Annotated in this window: 22 protein-coding genes and 1 pseudogene; 19 read left to right on the plus strand and 4 right to left on the minus strand. The window is 47.3% G+C overall.

The features are described 5' to 3' along the window. The first annotated feature begins 9 nt into the window (after nt 1–9). On the plus strand, nt 10–1,221 hold the full coding sequence (locus AOA56_RS01180; protein ID WP_024733023.1) for an MFS transporter: 1,212 nt from the start codon (nt 10–12) through the stop codon (nt 1,219–1,221). A 44-nt stretch (nt 1,222–1,265) separates the two neighbouring features. Here the strand turns inward: AOA56_RS01180 and AOA56_RS01185 are convergent. After that, a pseudogene (locus AOA56_RS01185) lies at nt 1,266–1,460 on the minus strand (dCTP deaminase); the annotation flags it as partial. A 15-nt stretch (nt 1,461–1,475) separates the two neighbouring features. Then, nucleotides 1,476–1,913, minus strand: a complete 438-nt coding sequence (locus AOA56_RS01190; RefSeq protein WP_024733022.1) for a gamma-glutamylcyclotransferase family protein — start codon at nt 1,911–1,913, stop codon at nt 1,476–1,478. Nucleotides 1,914–2,116: 203 nt separating this feature from the next. Between AOA56_RS01190 and AOA56_RS01195 the strand changes: the two genes are divergently transcribed. From AOA56_RS01195 to htpG, 10 genes are all read left to right on the plus strand, one after another. Next, nucleotides 2,117–2,488, plus strand: coding sequence for a diacylglycerol kinase family protein (locus AOA56_RS01195; protein ID WP_024733021.1), 372 nt, complete (start codon nt 2,117–2,119; stop codon nt 2,486–2,488). A gap of 26 nt (nt 2,489–2,514) precedes the next feature. Continuing rightward, the gene (locus tag AOA56_RS01200; RefSeq protein WP_024733020.1) at nt 2,515–2,853 is read left to right on the plus strand and encodes a phasin family protein; all 339 of its coding nucleotides are present in this window, start codon (nt 2,515–2,517) and stop codon (nt 2,851–2,853) included. Between the two features lie 5 nt (nt 2,854–2,858). Beyond that, nucleotides 2,859–4,442 (plus strand): ABC1 kinase family protein, encoded by a 1,584-nt coding sequence (locus AOA56_RS01205; protein WP_053768792.1) that lies wholly within the window; start codon nt 2,859–2,861, stop codon nt 4,440–4,442. 94 nt (nt 4,443–4,536) lie between these two features. Then, nucleotides 4,537–5,307 (plus strand): SseB family protein, encoded by a 771-nt coding sequence (locus AOA56_RS01210; RefSeq protein ID WP_024733019.1) that lies wholly within the window; start codon nt 4,537–4,539, stop codon nt 5,305–5,307. A 43-nt stretch (nt 5,308–5,350) separates the two neighbouring features. Then, complete coding sequence (locus AOA56_RS01215) at nt 5,351–5,986, plus strand: cytidylate kinase-like family protein (protein WP_024733018.1); 636 nt, start codon at nt 5,351–5,353, stop codon at nt 5,984–5,986. Nucleotides 5,987–6,187: 201 nt separating this feature from the next. Next, nucleotides 6,188–7,759, plus strand: coding sequence for an LCP family protein (locus AOA56_RS01220; protein WP_024733017.1), 1,572 nt, complete (start codon nt 6,188–6,190; stop codon nt 7,757–7,759). Nucleotides 7,760–7,771: 12 nt separating this feature from the next. Further along, nucleotides 7,772–7,915, plus strand: coding sequence for a hypothetical protein (locus AOA56_RS15730; protein ID WP_155200514.1), 144 nt, complete (start codon nt 7,772–7,774; stop codon nt 7,913–7,915). Then, complete coding sequence (locus AOA56_RS01225; protein ID WP_024733016.1) at nt 7,912–9,786, plus strand: ATP-dependent nuclease; 1,875 nt, start codon at nt 7,912–7,914, stop codon at nt 9,784–9,786. Before AOA56_RS15730 ends, AOA56_RS01225 begins: the two co-directional genes overlap by 4 nt. Continuing rightward, nucleotides 9,783–10,625, plus strand: a complete 843-nt coding sequence (locus tag AOA56_RS01230) for a 4Fe-4S binding protein (RefSeq protein WP_024733015.1) — start codon at nt 9,783–9,785, stop codon at nt 10,623–10,625. Before AOA56_RS01225 ends, AOA56_RS01230 begins: the two co-directional genes overlap by 4 nt. Before the next feature lie 162 nt (nt 10,626–10,787). Further along, nucleotides 10,788–12,833, plus strand: coding sequence for a molecular chaperone HtpG (htpG, locus tag AOA56_RS01235; protein WP_024733014.1), 2,046 nt, complete (start codon nt 10,788–10,790; stop codon nt 12,831–12,833). A 114-nt stretch (nt 12,834–12,947) separates the two neighbouring features. On the opposite strand, the gene AOA56_RS01240 is transcribed toward htpG, so the two are convergent. Then, entirely contained in the window at nt 12,948–13,439 is a 492-nt protein-coding gene (locus tag AOA56_RS01240; RefSeq protein ID WP_024733013.1) for a DUF5721 family protein, read from the minus strand. A 179-nt stretch (nt 13,440–13,618) separates the two neighbouring features. On the opposite strand from AOA56_RS01240, the gene rluF reads away from it, so the two are divergent. The 8 genes from rluF (at nt 13,619) to AOA56_RS01280 (ending at nt 21,730) form a co-directional block, all read left to right on the plus strand. Next, complete coding sequence (gene rluF / locus AOA56_RS01245) at nt 13,619–14,437, plus strand: 23S rRNA pseudouridine(2604) synthase RluF (RefSeq protein ID WP_024733012.1); 819 nt, start codon at nt 13,619–13,621, stop codon at nt 14,435–14,437. A gap of 17 nt (nt 14,438–14,454) precedes the next feature. Beyond that, entirely contained in the window at nt 14,455–16,416 is a 1,962-nt protein-coding gene (ligA, locus tag AOA56_RS01250; RefSeq protein ID WP_053769080.1) for an NAD-dependent DNA ligase LigA, read from the plus strand. Between the two features lie 2 nt (nt 16,417–16,418). Then, nucleotides 16,419–17,105, plus strand: a complete 687-nt coding sequence (locus tag AOA56_RS01255; RefSeq protein ID WP_034594659.1) for a Crp/Fnr family transcriptional regulator — start codon at nt 16,419–16,421, stop codon at nt 17,103–17,105. A gap of 162 nt (nt 17,106–17,267) precedes the next feature. Then, the gene (trxA, locus tag AOA56_RS01260) at nt 17,268–17,582 is read left to right on the plus strand and encodes a thioredoxin (RefSeq protein WP_024733010.1); all 315 of its coding nucleotides are present in this window, start codon (nt 17,268–17,270) and stop codon (nt 17,580–17,582) included. Between the two features lie 100 nt (nt 17,583–17,682). After that, complete coding sequence (gene clpX / locus AOA56_RS01265) at nt 17,683–19,158, plus strand: ATP-dependent Clp protease ATP-binding subunit ClpX (RefSeq protein WP_024733009.1); 1,476 nt, start codon at nt 17,683–17,685, stop codon at nt 19,156–19,158. 60 nt (nt 19,159–19,218) lie between these two features. Continuing rightward, the gene (locus tag AOA56_RS01270) at nt 19,219–20,910 is read left to right on the plus strand and encodes a S8 family peptidase (RefSeq protein WP_024733008.1); all 1,692 of its coding nucleotides are present in this window, start codon (nt 19,219–19,221) and stop codon (nt 20,908–20,910) included. 13 nt (nt 20,911–20,923) lie between these two features. Further along, the gene (locus AOA56_RS01275; RefSeq protein ID WP_024733007.1) at nt 20,924–21,211 is read left to right on the plus strand and encodes a hypothetical protein; all 288 of its coding nucleotides are present in this window, start codon (nt 20,924–20,926) and stop codon (nt 21,209–21,211) included. Between the two features lie 6 nt (nt 21,212–21,217). Next, nucleotides 21,218–21,730, plus strand: a complete 513-nt coding sequence (locus AOA56_RS01280; RefSeq protein ID WP_024733006.1) for a signal peptidase II — start codon at nt 21,218–21,220, stop codon at nt 21,728–21,730. On the opposite strand, the gene AOA56_RS01285 is transcribed toward AOA56_RS01280, so the two are convergent. After that, a complete protein-coding gene (locus tag AOA56_RS01285; protein ID WP_024733005.1) occupies nt 21,690–22,628 on the minus strand; it encodes a D-2-hydroxyacid dehydrogenase in 939 nt (312 codons plus the stop codon). The genes AOA56_RS01280 and AOA56_RS01285 overlap by 41 nt on opposite strands. Nucleotides 22,629–22,798: the final 170 nt, after the last annotated feature.

Here is a 22,798-nt window from a genome sequence, read left to right on the forward strand (position 1 = left end):
GGAGGGCGTATGGAAGAGGAGAGAGGAAAGGAAGCAGAGGCCATCAGATGCAAAAAAGTCAGAAGTACCTTTCTTCTTCTGAACTGTCTGTTTGAGTTTTATGCCGGGATCACAGGAGCGACGTTTGTTTTGTTTTTGTACAGCAAGGGGCTGGATGCGATGGAGACGAATTTTGTGGTGGCAACGTCTCTGATCGCAGTCTTTTTTATGGAGATTCCGGCGGGGGCGATGGCGGATCAGATCGGTTATGTGAAAACGACAGCTTTGAGCGGTGTTTTGATGGCAGCTACGAATGTACTGTTTTTCTTTGGAAATGGTATGATGGCATTTCTGGCTGCACAGATCTGTTTGGGGTTTGCCTGCGCTTTTGAATCCGGAACTTTGGATGCATGGGTGATTGATCATACATCAGTCAGCGAGAGTAAGACGGTGTTTCTCAAGAAGAACAAATGTCTTTCCATTATGATGATCCTTTCAGGGCTGCTTGGAGGTGTTATCGCGGACTGGTTCCTGGAGGGGATCTTTCTGTTTGCATTGATCTCATCGGTATGTTATATCGGGATCAGTTTAGCAGTGATGCCAAAATTGGAGATCATAAGTACCAAGAAAGAAAAGCGGAGTGTATCAGAGGCCATAGCAGGCATCAGACTCATTATAAAGGACAGTGTGAAGTATTGTATGAAGGATAAGAAAGTCTGGAATATTATTTTATTTAACAGTATTCTGGCTTTCGCTATTTCACCGGTATTTGTATTTTGGTCGCCAATGCTTCATCGGTTTGAACATGTGAATTATACGATCATCGGATTTGCGTGGGTTCTGATCCGGGTGGCGATGCTGGGCGGAAATGCGGTGCTGGAAAGAGTAAAGCGCAGATCCTTTTTGGCCCTTGCGATAACAAGTACATTTTGCGGAATCAGTATACTTGGACTGGCATTTCTGCATACGTTTTGGAGTCTGCTGATCGGAATCCTGCTTTTTGAAGCGTTCCTCGGTGTGATTTATCCGTTAAAAGAGACGGTTTTAAACACAGAAATCAGTCATGGAAACCGTGCAACGGTTCTATCTTTTCATTCGATGATAGTGAGTATCTTCAACTATATCTCCATGCTTATTATGGGAAAACTGGCAGCTTGGTTTTCCATTGAGACGACATGGATGATCGGTGGAATTCTTCTGATCTCTGTGGGAATACTGCAATGGGGAAGAGAAATAAAGTAAAATTTTCATATATCATTCTCTTCTCCATATAAACGACAGATTTCCTATTCTTTGCGTCTGTCCGGATCCAGAAAGGCTTTTGACCCGGTGGCGCCAGTCTGTCCCTGGTATTTCCCGTTGTACGGATGCAGAGCGCAGGCATCCATTTTAGCAAACACAAGCTGACCTACCCGTCGGCCGGCCTGGAGCTCTATGGCACAACGGTTGGCGTTAAATAGTTCCAGTGTGATCTCTCCTTTCCTTTTATAGCTATTCTAACAGCATCCGTGCTTGAGAGATGCTTCAAAAACGGACAGATCCAGATCAAAGTCTTCGTATCCTTCCCGGATCGTCTGAATATAGGTGTCCGAAGGGCGGCCAGGTGTGGCCTGATCCGTCATAAGATAAACCATAGCCAGTATGGTGGTTCCATCAGTAAGTGTCACGGGAATATCCTGTTTATAGTAGAGCGTAGGATAATCTTCGTACTCGTCCAGATTTGTCTCGTCTTTCGGTGTGATTTCCCAAAGAACTACCGGGGTAGAGGCTCCTTCCTTTTGTTGGAGAGTGGCATAGATTCTGTTCGGATTGACTCCGCGGTAGACAAGTTCCCATCCATTCAGCGTTCCAACAGCGTGTGGAACTGCATCAGGACAGCGCTTTTCCATTTGTTGTTTGTGCAGGTTGCTGCCATAAGCAATATATAATTTCATTTCAAATCTCCTTTTTTTGGTTTGTCAGATGTTTTCATTGTGCACGATTCTTTGCATTTTATCAATAGAGATTTGAAAAAAATAAAAATTCTGAAAATAAAAAAAATAATAGGGAAAGACTAGATAATTTGTGAGAACTTTGATAAAATAATAATAAATTAGTGGAGCAGAAAAACGGGAACAAAAGATAGGGGATGATGAATATGCCGGGTGACAGAAAAAATCCGCTGTGGAGAAGTTTTGGATATGCGTTTTCGGGTATCTGGACCGGAATCCGCAAAGAGCGAAATATGAAAGTTCACTGTATGGCGCTTGTTTTGGTTCTGATTGCCGGAATCGTAGCGAAGCTGACTGTGGTAGAATGGTGTATTTGCATGATCATGTGCGCTCTCGTCCTGTCGTTGGAGCTTGTCAATACAGCCGTGGAGGCGGTAGTAGATCTGGCGACAGAGGAGAAGAAGCCTTTGGCAAAGATCGCCAAAGATACGGCGGCCGGAGCGGTTCTGATCGCTGCGATTGCCTCGGTGATTGTGGGGGTGCTGATTTTTGTTCCACATGTTGTTACATGGATCTGATTACGATATAAGAGAGGAGAATACATATGGATGGATTAGGAGAAAACTTAAAGAAAGTGATGCTTGCCGGAGTAGGTGCCGTCGCTGTGACGGCGGAGAAATCCAAGGAACTTCTGGATGAGATGGTGAAAAAAGGTGAACTGACTGTCGAGCAGGGGAAAGTACTTAATGAAGAGCTTAAGCACAATATCCGACAGACAATGAAGGAGAAAGTCAATGTATCTCTCAAACCGAATTCCCCAGAAGAGCTGCAGGAGATGATTGGAAAGATGACACCGGAGCAGTTAGCGGATCTGAAAGAAGCCATTGCGAAGATGGAGACGCCAGAAAAACAGACAGAAGAAGATAAAGGAGAGACAGAATAGCTTCAATGAATGGTCAATCATCGGAAAAGTATGGAAAACGATTAAAAGAGATTACATCCGTGCTTCACAAACACGAGATTTCCCGGGGCGTGACTCCGGAGAAGCTTCGACTGATTCTGGAGGAGCTGGGACCGACCTATATCAAGCTTGGTCAGATTGCTTCCATGCATTCCGACATTCTTCCGAAGAAATACTGTGATGAGCTGATGAGACTTCGGTCGGAAGTAGCTCCGATGCCCTTTGAGAAGGTACAGGAAGTGCTGGAGGAGGCTTACGGATGTCCGTACACCGAGGTCTTTGAGCAGATTGAACCGATCCCACAGGGATCTGCCTCGATCGCCCAGGTGCACAGGGCAGTATTAAAGACAGGTGAGAAGGTTGTCGTTAAAGTGCAGAGAAAAGGGATTTACGATATTATGTCCCGCGACATTGGTCTTCTTCACAAAGCAGTACGGCTCCTGCCTCCGATCAGCATGAAAGGACTTGTGGATCTGGATATGGTGCTGGACGAGCTGTGGACTGTCACCCAGGAGGAGATGAATTTCCTAATCGAAGCTGCCAATATGGAGGAGTTTTCCAGAAAAAATGATGACATCGCCTTTGTTGGGACACCGGCTCTTTTTAAAGAATATACAACGACCCATGTCCTGGTGATGGAGTATATTGATGGATTTGGGATCCATGAAAAAGAGCGTCTTCTGGAAGAAGGATACGATCTGAAGGAGATCGGAACGAAGCTCGTGGACAATTATATCAAGCAGGTCATGGATGACGGATTTTTCCATGCGGATCCACATCCGGGTAATGTGCGGATACGGGATGGGAAAATTATCTGGATTGACATGGGGATGATGGGACGGCTGACCGAGAGGGACAAGGATCTGATCGCCGAGGCGGTAAAGGGTGTGGCGGCCAATGATGTGGCATTGATTCTGGAAGTGGTGATGGCGCTGGGAGAGTTCCAGGGGCGGCCGGATCAGAGTGAGCTGTATCGGGACATTGGAGACCTGTTGTCTAAGTACGGTACTACCGATATGGGAAATATCGATTTGGCGGATGTGATTCAGGATTTGATGGAAGTGATGAAGAAGAACAAGATCCGGATGCCTCACGGTCTGACGATGCTGGCAAGGGGGCTGACCCATATGGAAGGTGTCCTTGCGGATCTTGCGCCGGAGATCAATATGGTGGACATTGCTGCTGCCCGTATGGCAGGAAATTTTTATCTGGGGAAGGACTTTAAGAAGTCATTGAAGAAAAATGCCAGAAGCATGTACCGTTCTCTTCACAAAGCACTCGATATTCCGGCACTGACGGCAGATATCCTGCACGGATTTCTGAAAGGCCAGAACCGGATTAACCTGGATCTGCACGCCGCGGACGACTTAAACGAGATGCTTTCCAGGATTGTAAAGAGACTGGTCATGGGATTTCTGGCCATGGCGCTTTTGATCAGTTCCAGTATCATTTGTACCACGGATATGAAGCCCAAAATCTGGGGGATCCCGGCGCTTGGGGCTTTTGGATACATCCTGGCACTGGGGATGGCACTGTTCATCTTCTTGAGCCACATTCATATCAAGAAATAGGAACCGAAGAAAGGGCAGAAAGAAATTGTAGGTTTTCGGGAAATCGTTTATACTATATCTGTACAGGAATGATACAGAAAGGACAAGATCGACCATGAGTGATGAGAAGAAAAATGGAACACTGACGCCTCAAAAACAGGAGGCGATCCGCAATATTCAGAGGGCCCCGGAGGTTTATACGATTGCATCTGCCTGCACAAGGATGCCATATGTAATCTGTGATCCGGATACATTTGATGATGAGGTTCTCGTATACATGAAACTGGAAGACGCGCAGAATGCCGCTAAGGCGCTTGCTGCAAAAAAGGAACCTGTAAGCCTTGTAAAAGTGGAGAATAAGCAGCTCCTGCGGTTTTTCTCAAATCTATACGCAATGGGAGTCAACTGTGTCGTTATCGGCCAGGGATTGGAAAGTGAGATTAGTCTCCAGCTTTCGGAGATTGTACATAGGGCGGATACAGAAGAACTTCCGGAGGGCAAGATCCGTGTAGAGAATCCGGAGCTTGTCCTGACGGCATTATACCTGATGCAGAAGACCCAGAGACTGCACCAGGGTGAGGGAGAATCGGAGGTCAAACAGTTACAGGAAGAAGTGATGGCACATTTCTCCAGAGGCCGTTATATTGTGGCGTTTGAGGCGGACAAGGGAGTGCCGCTTTTAAAAGATAAGAAGGAAGACTCCTACCAGCCGGTATTTACCGACGTACTGGAGTTCCAAAAGTTTAACAGGGAGAACCGCTTTCGAACGGCAGTGATTCCGGCAGAGAAGATTCCGGATCTGCTGGCGCCGGAGACAAAGGGCGTGGTGATCAATCCGATGTCGGTCAATCTGCAGCTTCAGATCCACAAAAAGAAGAGAGAGTAGCAGTCATGGTTTCACTATAGAGTGGGAAAAGGAGTGTGGGAATATGACGAATCATACTATTATTACAATCGGCAGGCAATTTGGCAGCGGAGGACATGAGATTGGCAACCGGCTTTCAGAGAGACTGAATATTCCGCTGTATGACAATAATCTGATCTCTATGGCGGCGCATGAGTTGTCAATCAGTCAGGAGGCGGCGGAGAAGGTGGATGAGACGATCCTCGGAAAGTTTTTGTCTGCCTATGTGGTTAATATGCGGGATTATACGGTATTTATCAACGACAGTAATGAGTCGGTGCCGTTAAGTGATAAGGTCTATGAAGTGCAGAGCAGTATCATCAACCGTCTTGCTGACCGGGGACCATGCATTTTCGTGGGAAGATGTGCAGATTATATTCTGGGAGATTACAGTAATTGTATTCACAGCTTTATCTATGCATATAAGGAGGACAGAATCCGCCGTATTATGAAGATTTACGGATTAGATTCCAGGCAGGCATGGGATAAGATCAAGAAGATGGACCGGGACAGAAAAACATACTACGAGGCCCATACCGGAAGAGAATGGGGAAGTATTGAGGCACACGGTATGTTGTTCAATGCAAGTCTTCTCGGAGTGGAGGGGGTGACGGACGCCCTGGAAGCAATCTATCGGAAATGGGAGGACAGCGCCAGATAAAAGTACAAAAATCTGACAACTTTCTTAATATTTTGTGAAACGGAATTTCATTCAGAGCCGGAAACCTGCGTAAATACGGGATTTATCAGGGTTCCGGCTTTCTACCTGATTTTGTAAAGTGTACCCTTGTCCTTGACTTCCTTTTGTGGGACGGGCTATAATCTAACGAGGGAATAAATAAGAGAAAAGGGAAGATGTAATATGTCTAAAATGAGTCGTCAGGAGAGACTGGCTTACGAGCAGGCCCTGAAGAAGAGAAAGAAGCAGGGCAGTTCTACTAAGAAAAGAAATTCCAGCAGCTCCCGCAATACGACGAGAACGTCAGGCAGACGTTCCAGGAGTCGGTATACCGATTACGATGGCAATGAGATCGATGAGAATGATATTCGTAATCGCAGAAGCAGTCGTTATATCGATTATGACAGCTATGACCGCAGTCGCGGCTATGATACATACGATGATTATGACGATTACGATTCGTATGGATATGATGACTATAATGATTACGACGATGATGATTATGAATATGAGGAGCGGCCAAGGCGGACCCGGATGCCAGAAGATCTCGGATTTGGTACCCGTAAAAGGCGCAGTTCTTCCTCCGGATACAGAGGGCGCGAGCCAGGTCCGGCAGGGGGGAGACATACCAAAAGATTACATGGCAGACTGATTTTTCTGATTCAGATGATTGCGACGGCAGTCTTTCTGGGAACAGCAGTCTATTTCGGAATGATCCCGTGGACATTTCTGGGGGGAGCGGCAGTCGTGCTGCTTGTGCTGGCGCTTCTGATTTTTCGGATGCAGAACGGATTCCGGAAAAAGAGGTTCCTGGGAGGCATTCTGGGGCTGCTGATCAGTGCTCTGCTGTTGCTTGCGTCTTACTATATGTTTGAAGTGCGTACAGCTTTGAATGATATCACCGACGGAAACGAAGCTCCTGACCGAAAGGAAGCTGCCGCTGCGGTGAATGTATCGGAAGAACCGTTCAGTGTTTATATCAGTGGGATTGATGTGTATGGAGATATCACTCAGCAGAGCCGAAGCGACGTGAATATTATTGCCACAGTGAATCCAAAGACAAAGCAGATCCTGCTTGTGACAACGCCGAGAGATTACTATGTGCCGATTCCGGGTGTGTCAAACGGAGCGCCGGATAAGCTGACCCATGCTGGTACTTATGGGATCGCCACTTCTATGGCAACCCTGGAGGAGCTTTACCAGGTGGATATTCCTTTCTATGTACGTGTGAACTTTACATCTCTGATCGAGATGGTAGATATCCTTGGCGGGATTGACGTAGATTCTGAGCTGGCCTTTACGACGGGCAATGATTCCGGCATGGTTGTGGAAGTAAAGGAAGGGCTCAATCATTTTAATGGAAAAGAAGCCCTGGCTTTCTGCAGGGAGCGTCATGCTTTGGCAGAGGGGGATAATCAGAGGGGAAAGAACCAGCAGGCAGTCATTGAAGCGATGTTGAAAAAGGCTATGTCTCCATCGATTCTGATTAAGGGACCGCGTCTTATTGACCAGGTCAGTGGTAACACAGAGACGAATATGTCTACAAGTCAGCTCCAGGAGCTTGTCAGAGTACAGCTTGCGGGAATGAAAGGATGGAACGTCATATCCGTTGCGGCGGAAGGAACTTCTTCCACGCAGTACTGCTATTCCTATTCCGGAGGTCCGCTTTCTGTGATTGTGCCGGATGACACATCGGTTGCGTCCATCCGGGAGAAAATCAATGCGGTGGAAGCAGGGGAGACGATATCCAAATAAAAGAAAACAAAGATGAAACGAAGGCAGACGGACAGCGTGGGAAGAGAGTTTTCTCCCGCTGTCCTTTCTTCTTTGCCTTTGGAGGAGGATTATGGCTGGCAGGGATGGAGGCTTCCTGCTACAATAGGAGTAGGAAGAAAGAAGGTGATTCCATGAGGATCAAGGATATCCGGATACGGAATTTCAAATCGATCCGGGAAATTCACATTCCCGATATTGAACAGGCGCTGATTTTAGTTGGCCAGAACAGCACTGGAAAAACGGCGGTACTGGATGCCTTGCGTGCCGTAGCCGGGAGTTATCAGGTGCGAAAAGAGGATTTCCGGGAGGATTATCCCAATATTGAGATCATGCTGACACTGACGGTGGGAGAAGAGGATTTACAGCGGATGTACCATCACGGTATTGTCAGTTCTTATCGGCGATACGAATCGTGGCGCCGGGATTTTGGCAGGAAGATTCCCTCTTTTAAGGACGGAGAAGTAACATTTGAGTTTACGGCAAACCGGGAAGGGAAGATCCGGTACGGAGACGGGATTTCCAAGCATAATCGTTATATTCTGATGCTGCTCCCGAAGCTGTATTACATTGACGCACAGCGTGATCTGGAAAATTTTGAGGAAGATCTTTTGCTGATGCAGGAGGATGACCTTGTCAAACGGATGAGGGCCGGCAACTGCATGTTTGACATGGGGAAAGTCTGCAATCATTGTTTCTCCTGTATCGGGTTAATTCATAAGAAGGAAACAGCAAGCCTCAATGCTTTCGAGGCTGCAAAGCTTTTGGAGCATAAGCTCTACCAGCTTAATCTGGATGAGTTTTCCAGACGGGTCAACGCCAATTTCCGTAAGAACGGGGGAAAAGAGACGATCCGTTATTCCATGAACCGGGATCTGGAGAAGATGCTTTCCGTTACCACGGAGATCTGCCGGGAAGATGAGAAGATGGCCCGGAGTATGGATACGATGGGGAAAGGAATGAGAAGCATTTATATGTTGTCTCTTTTGGAAACATGTGAGGAGACAAAGGAGGAGGGGACGGATGTGATCCTTGTGGAGGATCCGGAGATTTACCTGCATCCGAAACTTCAGAGAGTGACAGGAGATATTCTTTACCGACTTTCCAGAACAAGCCAGGTGATCTTTTCGACGCATGCCCCTAATCTGCTGGCAAATTTCAACAGCAGAGAGATCCGACAGGTGCTTGTCGGAAAGGATGGTACATCGGAAGTGAAGGAGCGGACGGATATCAGTGGGGTGCTGGATGATCTGGGGTATTCTGCCAATGATCTGATGAATGTAAATTTTGTTTTTATCGTGGAGGGCAAACAGGATAAGAGCAGGTTGCCGCTTCTGATTAAGAAATACTATGACGAGACGTACGAGGAGGACGGGACACTTTCCAGGATTGCGATCATTACCACCAATAGTTGTACGAATATTAAGACGTACGCCAACCTGAAATACATGAATCAGATTTATCTTCAGGACAATTTTCTTATGATCCGGGATGGGGATGGGAAAGACGCGAATGAATTGAAACGGCAGCTATGCCAGTATTACGAAGAGCGGAATCTGGAAGATGTGGACCGGCTTCCACGGGTGACGGAGAAGAACGTTCTCATCCTCAAGTATTATTCTTTTGAAAATTATTTTTTGAATCCTAAAATTATGGCACTTCTTGGGGTCGTGCCGTCCGAGGAAGCATTTTATGAGATGTTTTTGGAAAAATGGAAGGAGTATCTGCATAAAATCCGTAGTGGAAAGAAGCTGCGAGAGGTTCTGGGGAAGGATTTGGAGACAGTGGAGGATGTGAAAGCCCACATGGAGGAGATTCGGATTCATATCCGGGGACACAATCTGTATGATATTTTTTATGGAAGATACAAAAAGCAGGAGACAGACCTTCTGGAACGTTATATTGAGCTGGCACCGAGGGAGGAGTTTCGGGATATCCTGGACTCGATTGAGCGTTTCCTTTATTTTGAAAGCAGAGCCAGAAAGGAAGAGAGGGGACAGAGGATATGAAAAAAGAAGATATGGAAAAGCAGGCGGCGCAGTTTGTGGCAGAAAGCAGAAGAAATGTCGTATCTCTGGAAGAGGCGATTGCACCAGAACTTGCCGGGGCGCGGATCTTTGATCCCCCGGTCTGGGGATATGGGGACGCCAAAGATCCGATGTTTCAAGAACTGAAAAAGAAGGAAGCGGTTGGACCGCAGTTTTTATTGCCGGAAGAATGGCTTCCAAAAGCGAACAGTGTGATGAGCTTTTTTCTCCCTTTTACAGAAGAAGTCAGGAGCAGTAATCGTACTCCGGGACCGGAGCCGTCCGCTTTGTGGCTGCACGCCCGGATAGAGGGCCAGCGGTTTGTAATGGCATTTTGTAAGGAGATCCAGAAAATACTTGGGATAGAAGGAATTGAGAGTGTGATTCCTGCTGCGGATGGGCGGTTTTGCAGCGTGACAAAGCCAGATCCCAAAAGAGTAGGAAACTGGCAGGACGCGTCTTATACGAGTAACTGGTCCGAGCGTCATGTCGCCTTTGTCTGTGGACTTGGAACTTTTGGTCTTTCCAAGGGGATCATTACAGAGAAAGGGATGGCCGGGAGATTGGGGAGCCTGATTGTAACGGAAACATTTGAGGCGAGAAAGCGGAAATATACGGATCTATATGAGTACTGTACACGGTGCGGGGCGTGTATTCGGCGCTGCCCCGCAGGAGCGATTTCTATGGAAGGGGGAAAGAGGCATAGCCCATGTGATACATTTCTGGAATCAACGAAGAAGACGTACGCTCCACGGTATGGGTGCGGAAAATGTCAGACAAAAGTGCCGTGCGAGAGCCGTATCCCGAAGAGGTATTATTAGCACTCTTTTTAAAAGAGTGCTAATTTTCTATTGACTTTTTCGCAGGCGGGTATTAAGATAACAGTTAGATGTGAAAAAGACATGCCGGAGAGACAGTTCAGATTATAATAAGATTGTAAAAGGCTGACTCCGGCAGGATAGATGATGAAGGAGTGATATATCATGTCAGTGAAAAAAGGAAGTCTTTCCATCAGCAGTGAAAATATTTTTCCTATTATAAAGAAGTGGGTTTATTCTGACCACGACATTTTCTTTCGTGAGATGATTTCAAACGGATGTGACGCCATCACAAAGCTGAAAAAGCTGGATATGATGGGCGAGTACAACCTTTCTGAGGACTACAAGCCGCAAATTCATGTAGTAGTAAACCCGGAAGAAAAGACGTTGAAGTTTATTGACAACGGAATTGGTATGACGGCAGAAGAAGTAGAGGAGTACATTACTCAGATCGCTTTTTCCGGAGCGACTCAGTTTCTGGAAAAGTACAAAGACAAGACGACAGAGGACGACATGATCGGCCACTTCGGACTTGGATTTTATTCTGCGTTCATGGTGGCGGATGAAGTACACATTGATACCCTTTCCTATAAAGAGGGAGCCGAGCCGGTACACTGGGTCAGCGAAGGCGGCACGGAGTACGAGATGCAGGCAGGTAGCAAAGAGGGCGTCGGAACAGAGATCACCCTCTTCTTAAATGAGGACAGCCTACAGTTTGCGAACGAATACCGGGCAAGAGAAGTTCTGGAGAAATACTGTTCTTTCATGCCGGTGGAGATTTATCTGGAAAAGGCCAATGCCCCAATCGAATATGAGACTATTGACGAGAGTGAACTGAAAGATACGGACGTTGTCGTAGAGCACATTCACGAAGATGCCAAGATGGAAGAAAAAGAAAACGAGCAGGGTGAAAAAGAGATGGTAGAAGTCTCTCCGGCGAAAGAGAAAGTCAAAATCGAGAAGCGCCCGGTTCCGATCAACGACATTCATCCGCTCTGGGCAAAGCACCCGAACGAATGTAGCAAAGAAGATTATATTGAATTTTATAGAAAAGTATTCCTGGACTATAAGGAGCCATTGTTCTGGATTCATCTGAATATGGATTATCCGTTCAATCTAAAAGGAATTCTTTATTTCCCGAAGATCAACACGGAGTACGATTCTATCGAAGGAACAATCAAACTGTATAACAATCAGGTGTTTATCGCCGACAATATCAAGGAGATCATTCCGGAATATCTGATGCTCTTAAAAGGTGTCATCGACTGTCCGGATCTTCCGTTGAACGTATCACGAAGCGCACTGCAAAATGATGGATTCGTCAATAAGGTGGCAGAGTATATTTCCAAGAAAGTGGCGGATAAACTCACCGGAATGTGCAATACTGACTTGGAAAACTACGAGAAATACTGGGACGATATCAGTCCTTTTGTAAAATTCGGATGCCTTAAGGATCAGAAATTCTGTGATAAGATGATGGACTCCATTCTCTTTAAGAATCTGGATCACAAATATCTGTCCATGAAAGAGCTGATCGGAGAAGTACCGGAAGAAGCAAAGACAGAGGACGGTGGAAACAAGGAAGAAGCAAAAGAGACGGAGAAGAAGACGATCTACTACGTGACAGATGAACAGCAGCAGAGCCAGTATATCAATCTCTTTAAGAGCCAGGGTATGGATGCTGTCATACTTTCGCACAACATTGACGCACCGTTTATCACACAGTTGGAGCAGAGAAACCAGCATATCCACTTCCAGAGAATTGACGCAGATGTGACAGATCAAGTAAAAGAGGAAGTCGGTGAGGAAGAAAAGGAAGCATTTGGAAAACGGGCTGAGGAGATCGCTTCTATCGTCAAGAAAGCGATGAACAACGAAAACCTTCAGGTCAAAGTGGAAAAGATCAAAGACGAAAACATCGCATCCATGATGACCCTTTCTGAAGAGTCCAGAAGAATGCAGGAAATGATGAAGATGTACGGAATGGGCGGCATGGACGCCTCCATGTTTGGAAGCGATACGACACTGGTACTGAACATCAACCACCCACTGGTACAGTATATCGAAAACAATAAAGACAGCGAGAACATCAATATCATCTGCCAGCAGCTTTACGATCTTGCAATGCTCTCCAACAAACCGCTCAGCCCGGAACAGATGACAGACTTCATCAAGAGAAGTAACGATATCATGTTGATGCTGACAAAATAAAATGTTTTTTAATGAAAAGGGGGATGTCGGTAATACCGATTTTTTACCTCTAACAGATCGAGGCAGGTGTGATTTTGTATGAAATCGCACCTGCCTCTATGTAAAGCTATCTATTTAACTATTTTCTTCAAATTCCAGTCCTTTGGACGCAAACAGTTTCATCACTGTGCCATCCCACAGATGCTCCAGACTCTTATCCTGTACAAATGTGTGAAAAGAGGTTCCGGTGGTGCAGAGCAGACGGGTGCCATCAAAGCGGAAGTTGAGGTAAAGACCTTTGATATCGCCGGACCGGTAAGGGAGATCTGCTCTTTGCAGGAGTGCTTCGATCTGATCCGGTGAAAGGGACAGGATAAAGTGGAAACGCAGGGGCGTCTGTTTCCCTTTGATGAGGGAAAGACAGTATTCCCGTACATAGCTCCAGCGTACGTACGGCTCGCTTCCGGCGTCTTCTTTGTCCGCGAAGAATTCCGGGTGATATGTCCCGTCGATCTGAAAGGTGCAGTAGGTAGTGATTTCCCCTCCGATGAAGGAGAAACTGTCGAAGCGGTCGGACAGAAGAAGGACGGACATGCAGTTTTTTGTATTCATAATGTAGCTGATCATAGATAGCCTCCAGGCGTCATCGTTTCATAATGTTAAGAAATTTTGTTGTTCTTTGTATCAGTATATCAGAAGTGGGGAAAAAAAGATATAGTCTTGTTTGGGGCGTCCGTTGACTTTTGGGGCTGTTCTAAGTAAGATAGAGATAACGTAGTTTTAGAAAAAAGGGAGTCATCAATCGTATGAACAGCCAGATAGAAAGACAGTTTCAGGAGCGTTCCATGAGGGAGTCCTTTCGTCTGAATAAATATTTAAGCGAATCGGGCGTCTGTTCCAGGAGGGAGGCGGACCGCCTGATTGAAGCAGGACGAGTGATGGTGGATGGGGAAGTGGCCGTCATGGGGATGAAAATTTCAGCCGGACAGGAAGTGATGGTGGATGGGAAAGTGATCACACCGGAGGAGGAAATGATTGTGTTGGCGGTCAATAAACCAAGAGGGATTGTCTGCACCGAAGAAAAGCGTGAACCGGACAATATCATCCGCTATCTCAATTATCCCACGAGGATTACCTACGCCGGGAGGCTTGATAAGGACTCAGAGGGACTGCTTTTGATGACCAATAATGGCGATATTATCAATAAGATGATGCGTGCCGGAAATTACCATGAGAAAGAATACCTTGTCACGGTAAATAAACCGATGACGGACACATTTTTAGAGAAAATGGCAGGAGGTGTCCCGATTCTGGACACCGTGACAAGACCATGCCAGATTAAAAAGGAAGGGAAGCGCACATTTCGGATCATCCTGACTCAGGGGCTCAACCGGCAGATCCGCCGGATGTGTGAGGCGCTGGGATATCAGGTAATCACATTAAAGCGGGTGCGGATTATGGGGGTCCGACTGGGAGATCTTAAGCCCGGACAGTACCGGAAACTTACAGAGCAGGAGCTGGAGGAGCTTAGCAGTATGCTGGAATATTCCACCAATCAGCCGGTGAAAGTCAGGCGTTCAACCGGTCGCAGAGAAAGAAAAGGGAACAGGAGACCAAGAACATGACAAAGATAGATGCAAGTCTGGAAGAAAAGAAGCGGAGAATGGAGGAACTCGTGAAACTGCTCAATGAAGCAGGGCGCGCTTACTACCAGGAGGCGCGGGAAATAATGAGTAATTACGAGTATGACAGACTGTACGATGAGCTTGTAGCACTGGAGGACAAGCTTCATACGACCTTGGCGGCGAGTCCGACGGTTCATGTGGGTTACGAGGTGGTGAGTGAGCTCCCGAAAGAGCGGCACGAGCGGCCGATGCTGTCTCTGGATAAGACGAAGGAAGTGGAACGTCTTAAAGAATTTCTGGGGGATCAGAAAGCATTGATTTCCTGGAAAATGGATGGCCTTACGATCGTTCTGACTTACCGGGATGGAGCTTTATATAAGGCAGTTACTCGTGGAAACGGGGAAATCGGTGAGGTTGTCACCAACAATGCGAAAGTGTTCAGAAATATTCCGTTGAAAATTTCGTACCAGGGGGAACTCATCCTGCGGGGTGAGGCGGTGATCCGGTACGATGATTTTGAGAAGATCAATGAAGAGATCGAGGATGTGGACGCCAAATACAAGAATCCGAGGAATCTTTGCAGTGGGTCGGTGCGTCAGCTCAATAATGAAATTACGGCCAGGAGAAATGTCCATTTCTATGCATTCTCCCTTGTTCGGGCCGAAGGTGTGGATTTTGAAAATTCCAGAGCACGGCAGATGGAGTGGTTGAAAGAACAGGGATTTGAGACTGTGGAATACCATCTCGTGACCGCAAAAAGCGTGGAAGAGGAGGTGGCGTGGTTTGCGGGTCAGGTCCAGAAAAACGAGGTGCCATCCGACGGGCTTGTGCTTGTTTATGATGACATTGCCTACGGAGAGTCACTTGGAAGTACGGCCAAATTTCCGCGGGATTCTTTCGCTTTTAAATGGGCGGACGAGATTCGGGAGACGACGCTGAAGGAGATTGAGTGGAGTCCGTCTCGGACAGGGCTTATCAATCCGGTGGCGATTTTTGATCCCGTGGAGCTGGAGGGGACAACCGTATCGAGAGCCAGTGTCCACAATATCAGTATTATGGAGGAACTGGAGCTTGGTGTGGGAGACACGATCCAGGTGTACAAGGCCAATATGATTATTCCGCAGATTGCGGAAAATCTGACAAGAAGCGGGGTGAAGGACGTACCGGAATCCTGCCCGGTCTGCGGTGGCAGGACCAAGGTCCGGCAGATTTTAAATGCCAGGGCACTCTACTGCACGAATCCGCTGTGTCAGGCCAAACAGATCAAGGCGTTCACCCTCTTTGTGAGCCGGGACGCCATGAATATTGACGGCCTTTCCGAGGCAACGATGGAGAAGTTTATCGCAAAAGGTTTTATCCATGAATTTGCGGATATCTATCATCTGGATCAGCACAGGGAGGAGATCAGGAAGATGGAGGGATTTGGAGAAAAATCTTGTCAAAACTTGTTAGACAGTATTGAGACATCCAGGGAGACAACCCTTGCAAGGCTGATCTATGCCCTGGGCATTGAAAATGTGGGAGCAGCTACGGCGAAACTGATCTGTAAGCAGTTTGACGAGGATCCGCAGAGAACGGCAGACGCAACCAGAGAGGAGCTCAGTGAGATCGGCGGTATCGGTGATGTGATTGCCGGGTCATTCACAGACTATTTTCAGGATCAGGACAGACGTGCCGGCTATGAGAAGCTTCTAAAAGAAGTGAAACTTACAAAAGAGGAGACGAGGGAAGCACAGATTTTCACCGGGATACAGTTTGTCATCACGGGATCAGTTCATCATTTTAAGAACCGTAATGAGATAAAGGAAGAGATTGAGAAAAGGGGGGGCAAGGTGACAGGCTCTGTCACATCCAAGACAAGCTACCTGATTAATAATGACACGGAGTCTATGTCTTCCAAGAACCGAAAGGCAAAGGAGCTTGAGATTCCGATTCTTTCGGAGGAAGATTTTCTAAAGATGATGGAAAATGAGGGATAAAAATGGGAAATCGTGCAGAAAATGAGATAGAAGCATATCTGCCTTTCTGGAAACAGCTTAGCCAGCCGCAACAGGAGAAAATCCTGAGGGAAGCGGTACTCAAAACCGCGAAGAAAGGCGAGATTATCCACCGGGGAAACGCTGACTGCCTGGGATTTGTTATCGTTAAATGTGGACAGCTAAGGGCTTTTGTGACATCCGGGGAGGGCAAAGAGATCACAGTGTACAGGATGTTTGAGCGGGATCTGTGCCTTCTGGCCGCAAGCTGTATTTTCCGTACCATCGACTTTGAAATCTGGATGGAGGCAAGGGAGGAGACCATCTACTGGGTGATCCCGCCGTACGCCTATCAGGAGCTGATGGATACTTCACTTTCGGTGATGAAATATACTAACGAACTAATGGCAGAGCGGTTTTCTGATGTGATGTGGACGATGGAGCAGATTCTCGGAAAAAGTGTGGATAAGCGTTTGGCGGCTTTTCTGATTGAAGAGGCAAAAAATTCAGGCAAAATGGAATTTTCGCTTACTCACGACCGGGCGGCGAGGGAGCTTGGATCTGCAAGGGAGGTCGTCACCCGCATGCTGCGATATTTTCAGCAGGAGGGGCTTGTGCTTCTATCCCGAGGTAAGATTCGCGTCCTCGACGAAGAGCGGCTCTACGAACTGGCCGGGGACAGTCTACGCTAAGCGCATCTGTTGGTGACTTTGTTACGGAAAACAGTGGAAAATCAGGTATAATAAAAGAAAAAAGGAACAGTTCAGCTATGACGGCTCGATTGCAGCAAGTTTGAGTTTAGGTTTTATGACTTTGTACATGGCTGAACCGTAACCAAAAAGGAGGAAACATAAATGGCAGAAGTATTAAAAATCACACAGGAGAATTTTGAGACGGAGGTATTACAGTCTGACAAACCGGTACTCATCGATTTCTGGGCAGAGTGGTGCGGACCATGTCAGACATTCATCCCGATTCTTCATTCCTATGCGGAGAAGACGGATGCAGTGAAAATTGGAAAGATCAATGTGGATGAGAATAGAGAGCTTGCAAAGCAGTACCGGATCTTAAGCATCCCGACAGTGGTTCTGTTTGAAAACGGAGAAGCTTTAAAACGTCATTCCGGCGTCCTGATGGAAGATGAGTTAAAAGAGTGGATAGAAGAGTAACTTCTCAGTTTAGAAAATCTTTACTTGTCCGGGCGTGATATCTGGTCTATAATAACTTCTATAACGTGCTGTAAAATCAGTATAGAAGGGGTTTTAGCAAATGTCAGAGGAAAAGAATACAACGATCGACGAAGAAAAAACAGAAGACCAGAAACTCGAAGAAGCTGTCAAAGGCGTTGTAGAAGATACGTCTAAGGACGACAGAGAATATGAGAAACTGTGCTCCATCTGCCACCGCCCGGAGAGCGTGACAGGTAAGATGATAGAGCTTCCGAATAATCTATATGTCTGCCCAGACTGTATGCAGAAAAGTTTTGATCTGATGAATAACGGGCAGATCGATTTGAACCAACTGATGCGGATGCCGGGAGTCCAGATTTTAAATATGCAGGATCTGGAGAATATGATGCCAAAGCAGCAGAAGGTTAAGAAGAAAAAAGAAAAGAAAGAAAAGGATGAGGCGCCGGAGCTGGATCTTCGTAATATTCCGGCTCCTCACAAGATCAAGGCAAAGCTTGACGATTATGTGATCGGGCAGGAGCAGGCGAAGAAGATCATCTCCGTTGCGGTTTATAACCATTACAAGCGGGTGGTGACGGATACAATGGACGATATAGAGATCGAAAAGTCCAATATCCTTATGCTTGGCCCGACAGGCTCCGGTAAAACTTATCTGGTCAAGACCTTGGCGAGACTTCTCGATGTGCCGCTTGCCATTACAGACGCTACGTCTCTTACAGAGGCCGGGTATATCGGGGATGATATCGAGAGTCTCGTATCCAAGCTTCTCGCCGCGGCGGACAACGACGTCGAGAAGGCAGAGCGGGGGATTATCTTTGTGGATGAGATCGACAAGATCGCCAAGAAGAAAAACACCAATCAAAGAGATGTCAGCGGGGAGTCTGTACAGCAGGGAATGTTGAAGCTTCTGGAAGGCAGCGATGTGGAGGTGCCGGTGGGAGCCAACAGTAAGAATGCCATGGTTCCGCTCACCACGGTCAACACGAGGAATATTCTTTTCATCTGTGGCGGAGCGTTCCCGGGACTGGAGCAGATCATTAAAGAGCGCCTGAATAAGCAGTCCTCCATTGGATTTATTGCGGATCTGAAGGACAAATATGACCACGACAAGAATCTTCTATCCAAAGTGACGGTAGAGGATCTGAGAAACTTTGGGATGATTCCTGAGTTTTTAGGACGGCTTCCGGTAATCTGTACACTCCAGAGTCTGGATCGGGAGATGTTTGTCAAGATTTTAAAGGAGCCCAGAAACGCGATTCTCAAGCAGTATCAGAAGCTTCTGGCACTTGACGAAGTGCGTCTGGAGTTCGAGGATGACGCTCTGTATGCTATTGCAGAGAAAGCAATGGAAAAGGATACAGGAGCCAGAGCTCTGCGGGCGATCATTGAGGAATTCATGCTGGATATTATGTATGAGATTCCAAAGGATGACAGTATCGGTGAAGTCATCATTACAAGAGCTTACATAGAGGGTACCGGCGGCCCGGTGATCCGGCTGAGGGGACAGGAAGTGCCTATGTTAGAGCAGAATACGGCCACAAGGCTTGGCAGGTAAAAAGTGAAATAAGAAAGAAGATACCTACATATACTGATAAAAAGTATGTGTAGGTTTTTTATGGAAGAAGAACAGTGCAGGGAGGCCGTGCTTTCAGAGGACTACCGGGACTTTATGCTTACAGATCGTTTTTTACCGTATCTGAGGGAGGGAACTTATCTGACCCAGCCTGCGGGAGTACACTATAAAAATGTGTATCTCCCACAGGAGGAGGCAGATCGCTTTCCGGAAAACATGATTCCCTATTATTCCATTCCCAGATGCTATACCCCCCTTGATATGGGAGCACTTAATGCGGCAGGGATTACGGCCGTCCAGAATTATCCCGGTCTGGAATTAAAGGGTCAGGAGATGCTCATCGGATTTCTGGATACGGGAATTGACTATCCAAACGCAGTATTTCAGGGGCTGGACGGCTCTACAAGGATTCTTGGAATCTGGGACCAGACGATTCAGGATGGGAATCCGCCTGAGGGTTTCTGCTATGGCAGCGCTTATACGAGGGAAGATATTAATAAGGCGTTGCGTCAGGAGGACCCGTTTTCCTTTGTGCCGACAAGGGACGAGGACGGACACGGGACATTTACGGCAAGCGTGGCGGCAGGGAGCGCCAATGTGGAGAATCAGTTTGTGGGGGCGGCGCCGGAGGCGATGATTGCCATGGTAAAGTTAAAGCCTGCCAAACAGTATCTGCGGGATTTTTATTTTATCCGGGAGGGAGCGATTGCCTTCCAGGAAAATGATATGCTGGCGGGACTTTATTACCTGGATCAGCTTGCCCGGAAATACGACAGGGCGCTTGTGATCTGCGTACCGCTTGGATGCAGTCTCGGAGGGCATAACGGAACGGCACCTATCTGCGAGGAGTTGGAAAATTACGCTAACGGCAGAAACCGGGTGGTAGTGACGGGGACGGGCAACGAGGCGGATAAGCGTCATCACTATCAGGGAGAGACGAGGATCCAGGGGGACCGGGAGATGGTAGAGCTTCGGGTAGGAGAGGGGGTCAAAGGATTTCAGGCGGAGATCTGGACAGATATTCCCAATGTCCTGGCGGTATCTCTGGTCTCGCCATCAGGTGAAATGATCCAGAAAGTGCCTATCCGCCAGAACAGTAGAAATGAGTATCGCTTTTTTCTGGAAAAGACGACGGTCATCATCGATTACCGGCTTTTGGTGGAACGTACCAATTCAGAGCTGATTATCCTACGGTTTATCGACCCGGCGGAGGGAATCTGGAAGATCGGTCTGGAGCCGCTTCAGAGCATTGACGGACTTTTTCACATCTGGCTTCCGGTCTCAGAATTTCTGACCGGAGAGGTGTATTTCCTGCGGCCAAGCCCGGATGAAACGATGCTGGAACCGGGGAGCACCCCGTCTGCGATTACGGCCGCTTTCTATAACTGGGAGGAAAATTCAGTTGCGGTTCAGTCCGGCAGGGGATATACTAGAGACAGGAACATTAAGCCGGAATTTGCCGTCCCCGGAGTCAATGTGACCGGGGCCATCCCTGGCGGGAGCTTTACGGAGCGGTCAGGCTCCAGCGTTGGAATTGCCATTGCGGCAGGGAGCGCGGCGCTGCTTTTACAGTGGATTATACAGGATCAGGGAGCCCAGGCTTCCTCCTCACAAATTCGCAATATATTGATTCTTGGAACGAGGAGGAACCCAGGGATCGAATACCCAAACCGGTTGTGGGGGTACGGTACCATGGATTTGTATCATACTTTTGAGGAAATCCGGCAGTTATAAAGGAGGAAAAACAATGGATCATTTTTTTGACGAGCTTGGTAAAAAGCTTTCTGAAACAGCCGATATCGTAGGGAAGAAGACCAATGAGATCTGGGACAGGGAGAAATTAAAAAGTCAGATCCGCACCTTAGAGCGTGCTAATGAGCGTGACTATGTGGATATTGGAAAGTCTGTGTATGAAAAGTTTGAAAATCACGAGTTGACAGACGAGTGCTGTATTGAATTCTGCGAGGCTATCGAGAAGAGACAGGAGCAGATTGAGGATCTGCAAAAGGAGATTGACCGGATCAAAGGAGAATAAGAGCAAATGAAAAAATGGATCGTTACCATAAGCGCTGCCCTTTCGACATTGGATTTGTTCTGGAAAGACCGCATCGAAAAGCGTCCGGACAGCGCAAAGGAAGAGGAAATGTTCGGGGGGAAGATCCGGATTCGCAAGGTTCACAACTACGGTTTCGCCCTGGGGATGCTGAGCGGTGAGGATAGGCTTGTAAAGGGAGGCTCCCTGGGAGCAGGAATTCTGTTGCTGATATATTACATGAAGCTTTTGTTTTCCAAAAAGGGAAAATGGAAATTTGCAGGGACATCCCTCATGCTCTCCGGAGCGGTCAGCAATCTGTATGACCGCCTGAAACGGGGCTATGTGGTGGATTATATCGGATTTGACGCGGCGGACCCGCAGATCAGAAAGATCACCTTTAATCTGGGGGATTTTTGTTTGATGGGCGGAGCGGCTGTCGTTGCAGCAGCCGCAGCCGCGGCAGAAATAGGAAAGACTATCAGGAGATGGAAAAAAAGTCTTTTATCTGGCCATAAATAATCTCCATCAGACGGGTTCGTGCCTCTATTGCCGCCCAAGCAATATGGGGGGTAATAAGAAGCTTTTTGCTGTCTTTGATGGAAAGGAGGGGATTGTCATCCGTCATGGGCTCCTGGCTTAATACATCGAGTCCAGCGGCGGCGATGGTCCCCTTTTTGAGGGCGTTTGCAAGATCTGTTTCCACGACGATCGGTCCCCGTCCAAGATTTAAGAGGATGGCAGATGGTTTCATTTTCTCAAGGGCAGCGGAATTGATAAGTCCCTGTGTATGGACGGTCAGCGGCGCATGGATGGAGATGATATCGGAGGTGGCAAGCAGAGTGTCAAGGTCTACCTGATGATAGCCCTCCTGAGGCGGCTGGTGGGAAGCAGAGTAGTATACGACGTCTGCACCGAAGGCGGAGGCAATCTGTGCAACCTTTCGCCCAATATTTCCAAGTCCGATGATCCCGAAGCGCATGGAGGCAAGTTCGTGAAAATGTTCGGCAAAATGAGTGAAAATCCGGTCGCTCACGTAGCGTTCTTCTTTTACATAGTCGTCATAGTAGCGCATCTTCTCCAGCAGATAAAAGAGCATGGCAAAGGTGTGCTGTGCCACCGAATCTGTGGAGTATCCTGCCACATTGCGCCATGCGATGCCACGGCTTTTGAGATAGTCTTTGTCCAGATTGTTTGTCCCAGTAGCAGTCACACATATCAGCTTTAAGTGGGATGCCTCCCCAATGGTTTTTGCGTTGATTTCTGTTTTATTGACGATGAGGACGTCGGCGTCCCTGCTTCTAATACTGGCTTCGTCCGGGGTAGTGAAATCATAGTAGACAACTTCGCCCAAAGTTTCGAAGGCAGACAGATTGATGTCGGAGCCAATGGTTTTGGCGTCCAGAAAGACGAGTTTCATATAGGACCTCCTTGTGATCTTTTTCTTTCATTATAGTCAGGTTGAACGGAAAAGTAAAGAAAAGGGGTTGACAAGAAAAAAAGAAAAATAGTATACTATTTTCTGGAAGAGCATTTGCGAATTATAATTTATAGTTTGCAGATGTTATTTTTTTGGCGTAAAGTGAGGAC

It is taken from the genome of Sellimonas intestinalis (assembly GCF_001280875.1).
Classification (GTDB): domain Bacteria; phylum Bacillota; class Clostridia; order Lachnospirales; family Lachnospiraceae; genus Sellimonas; species Sellimonas intestinalis.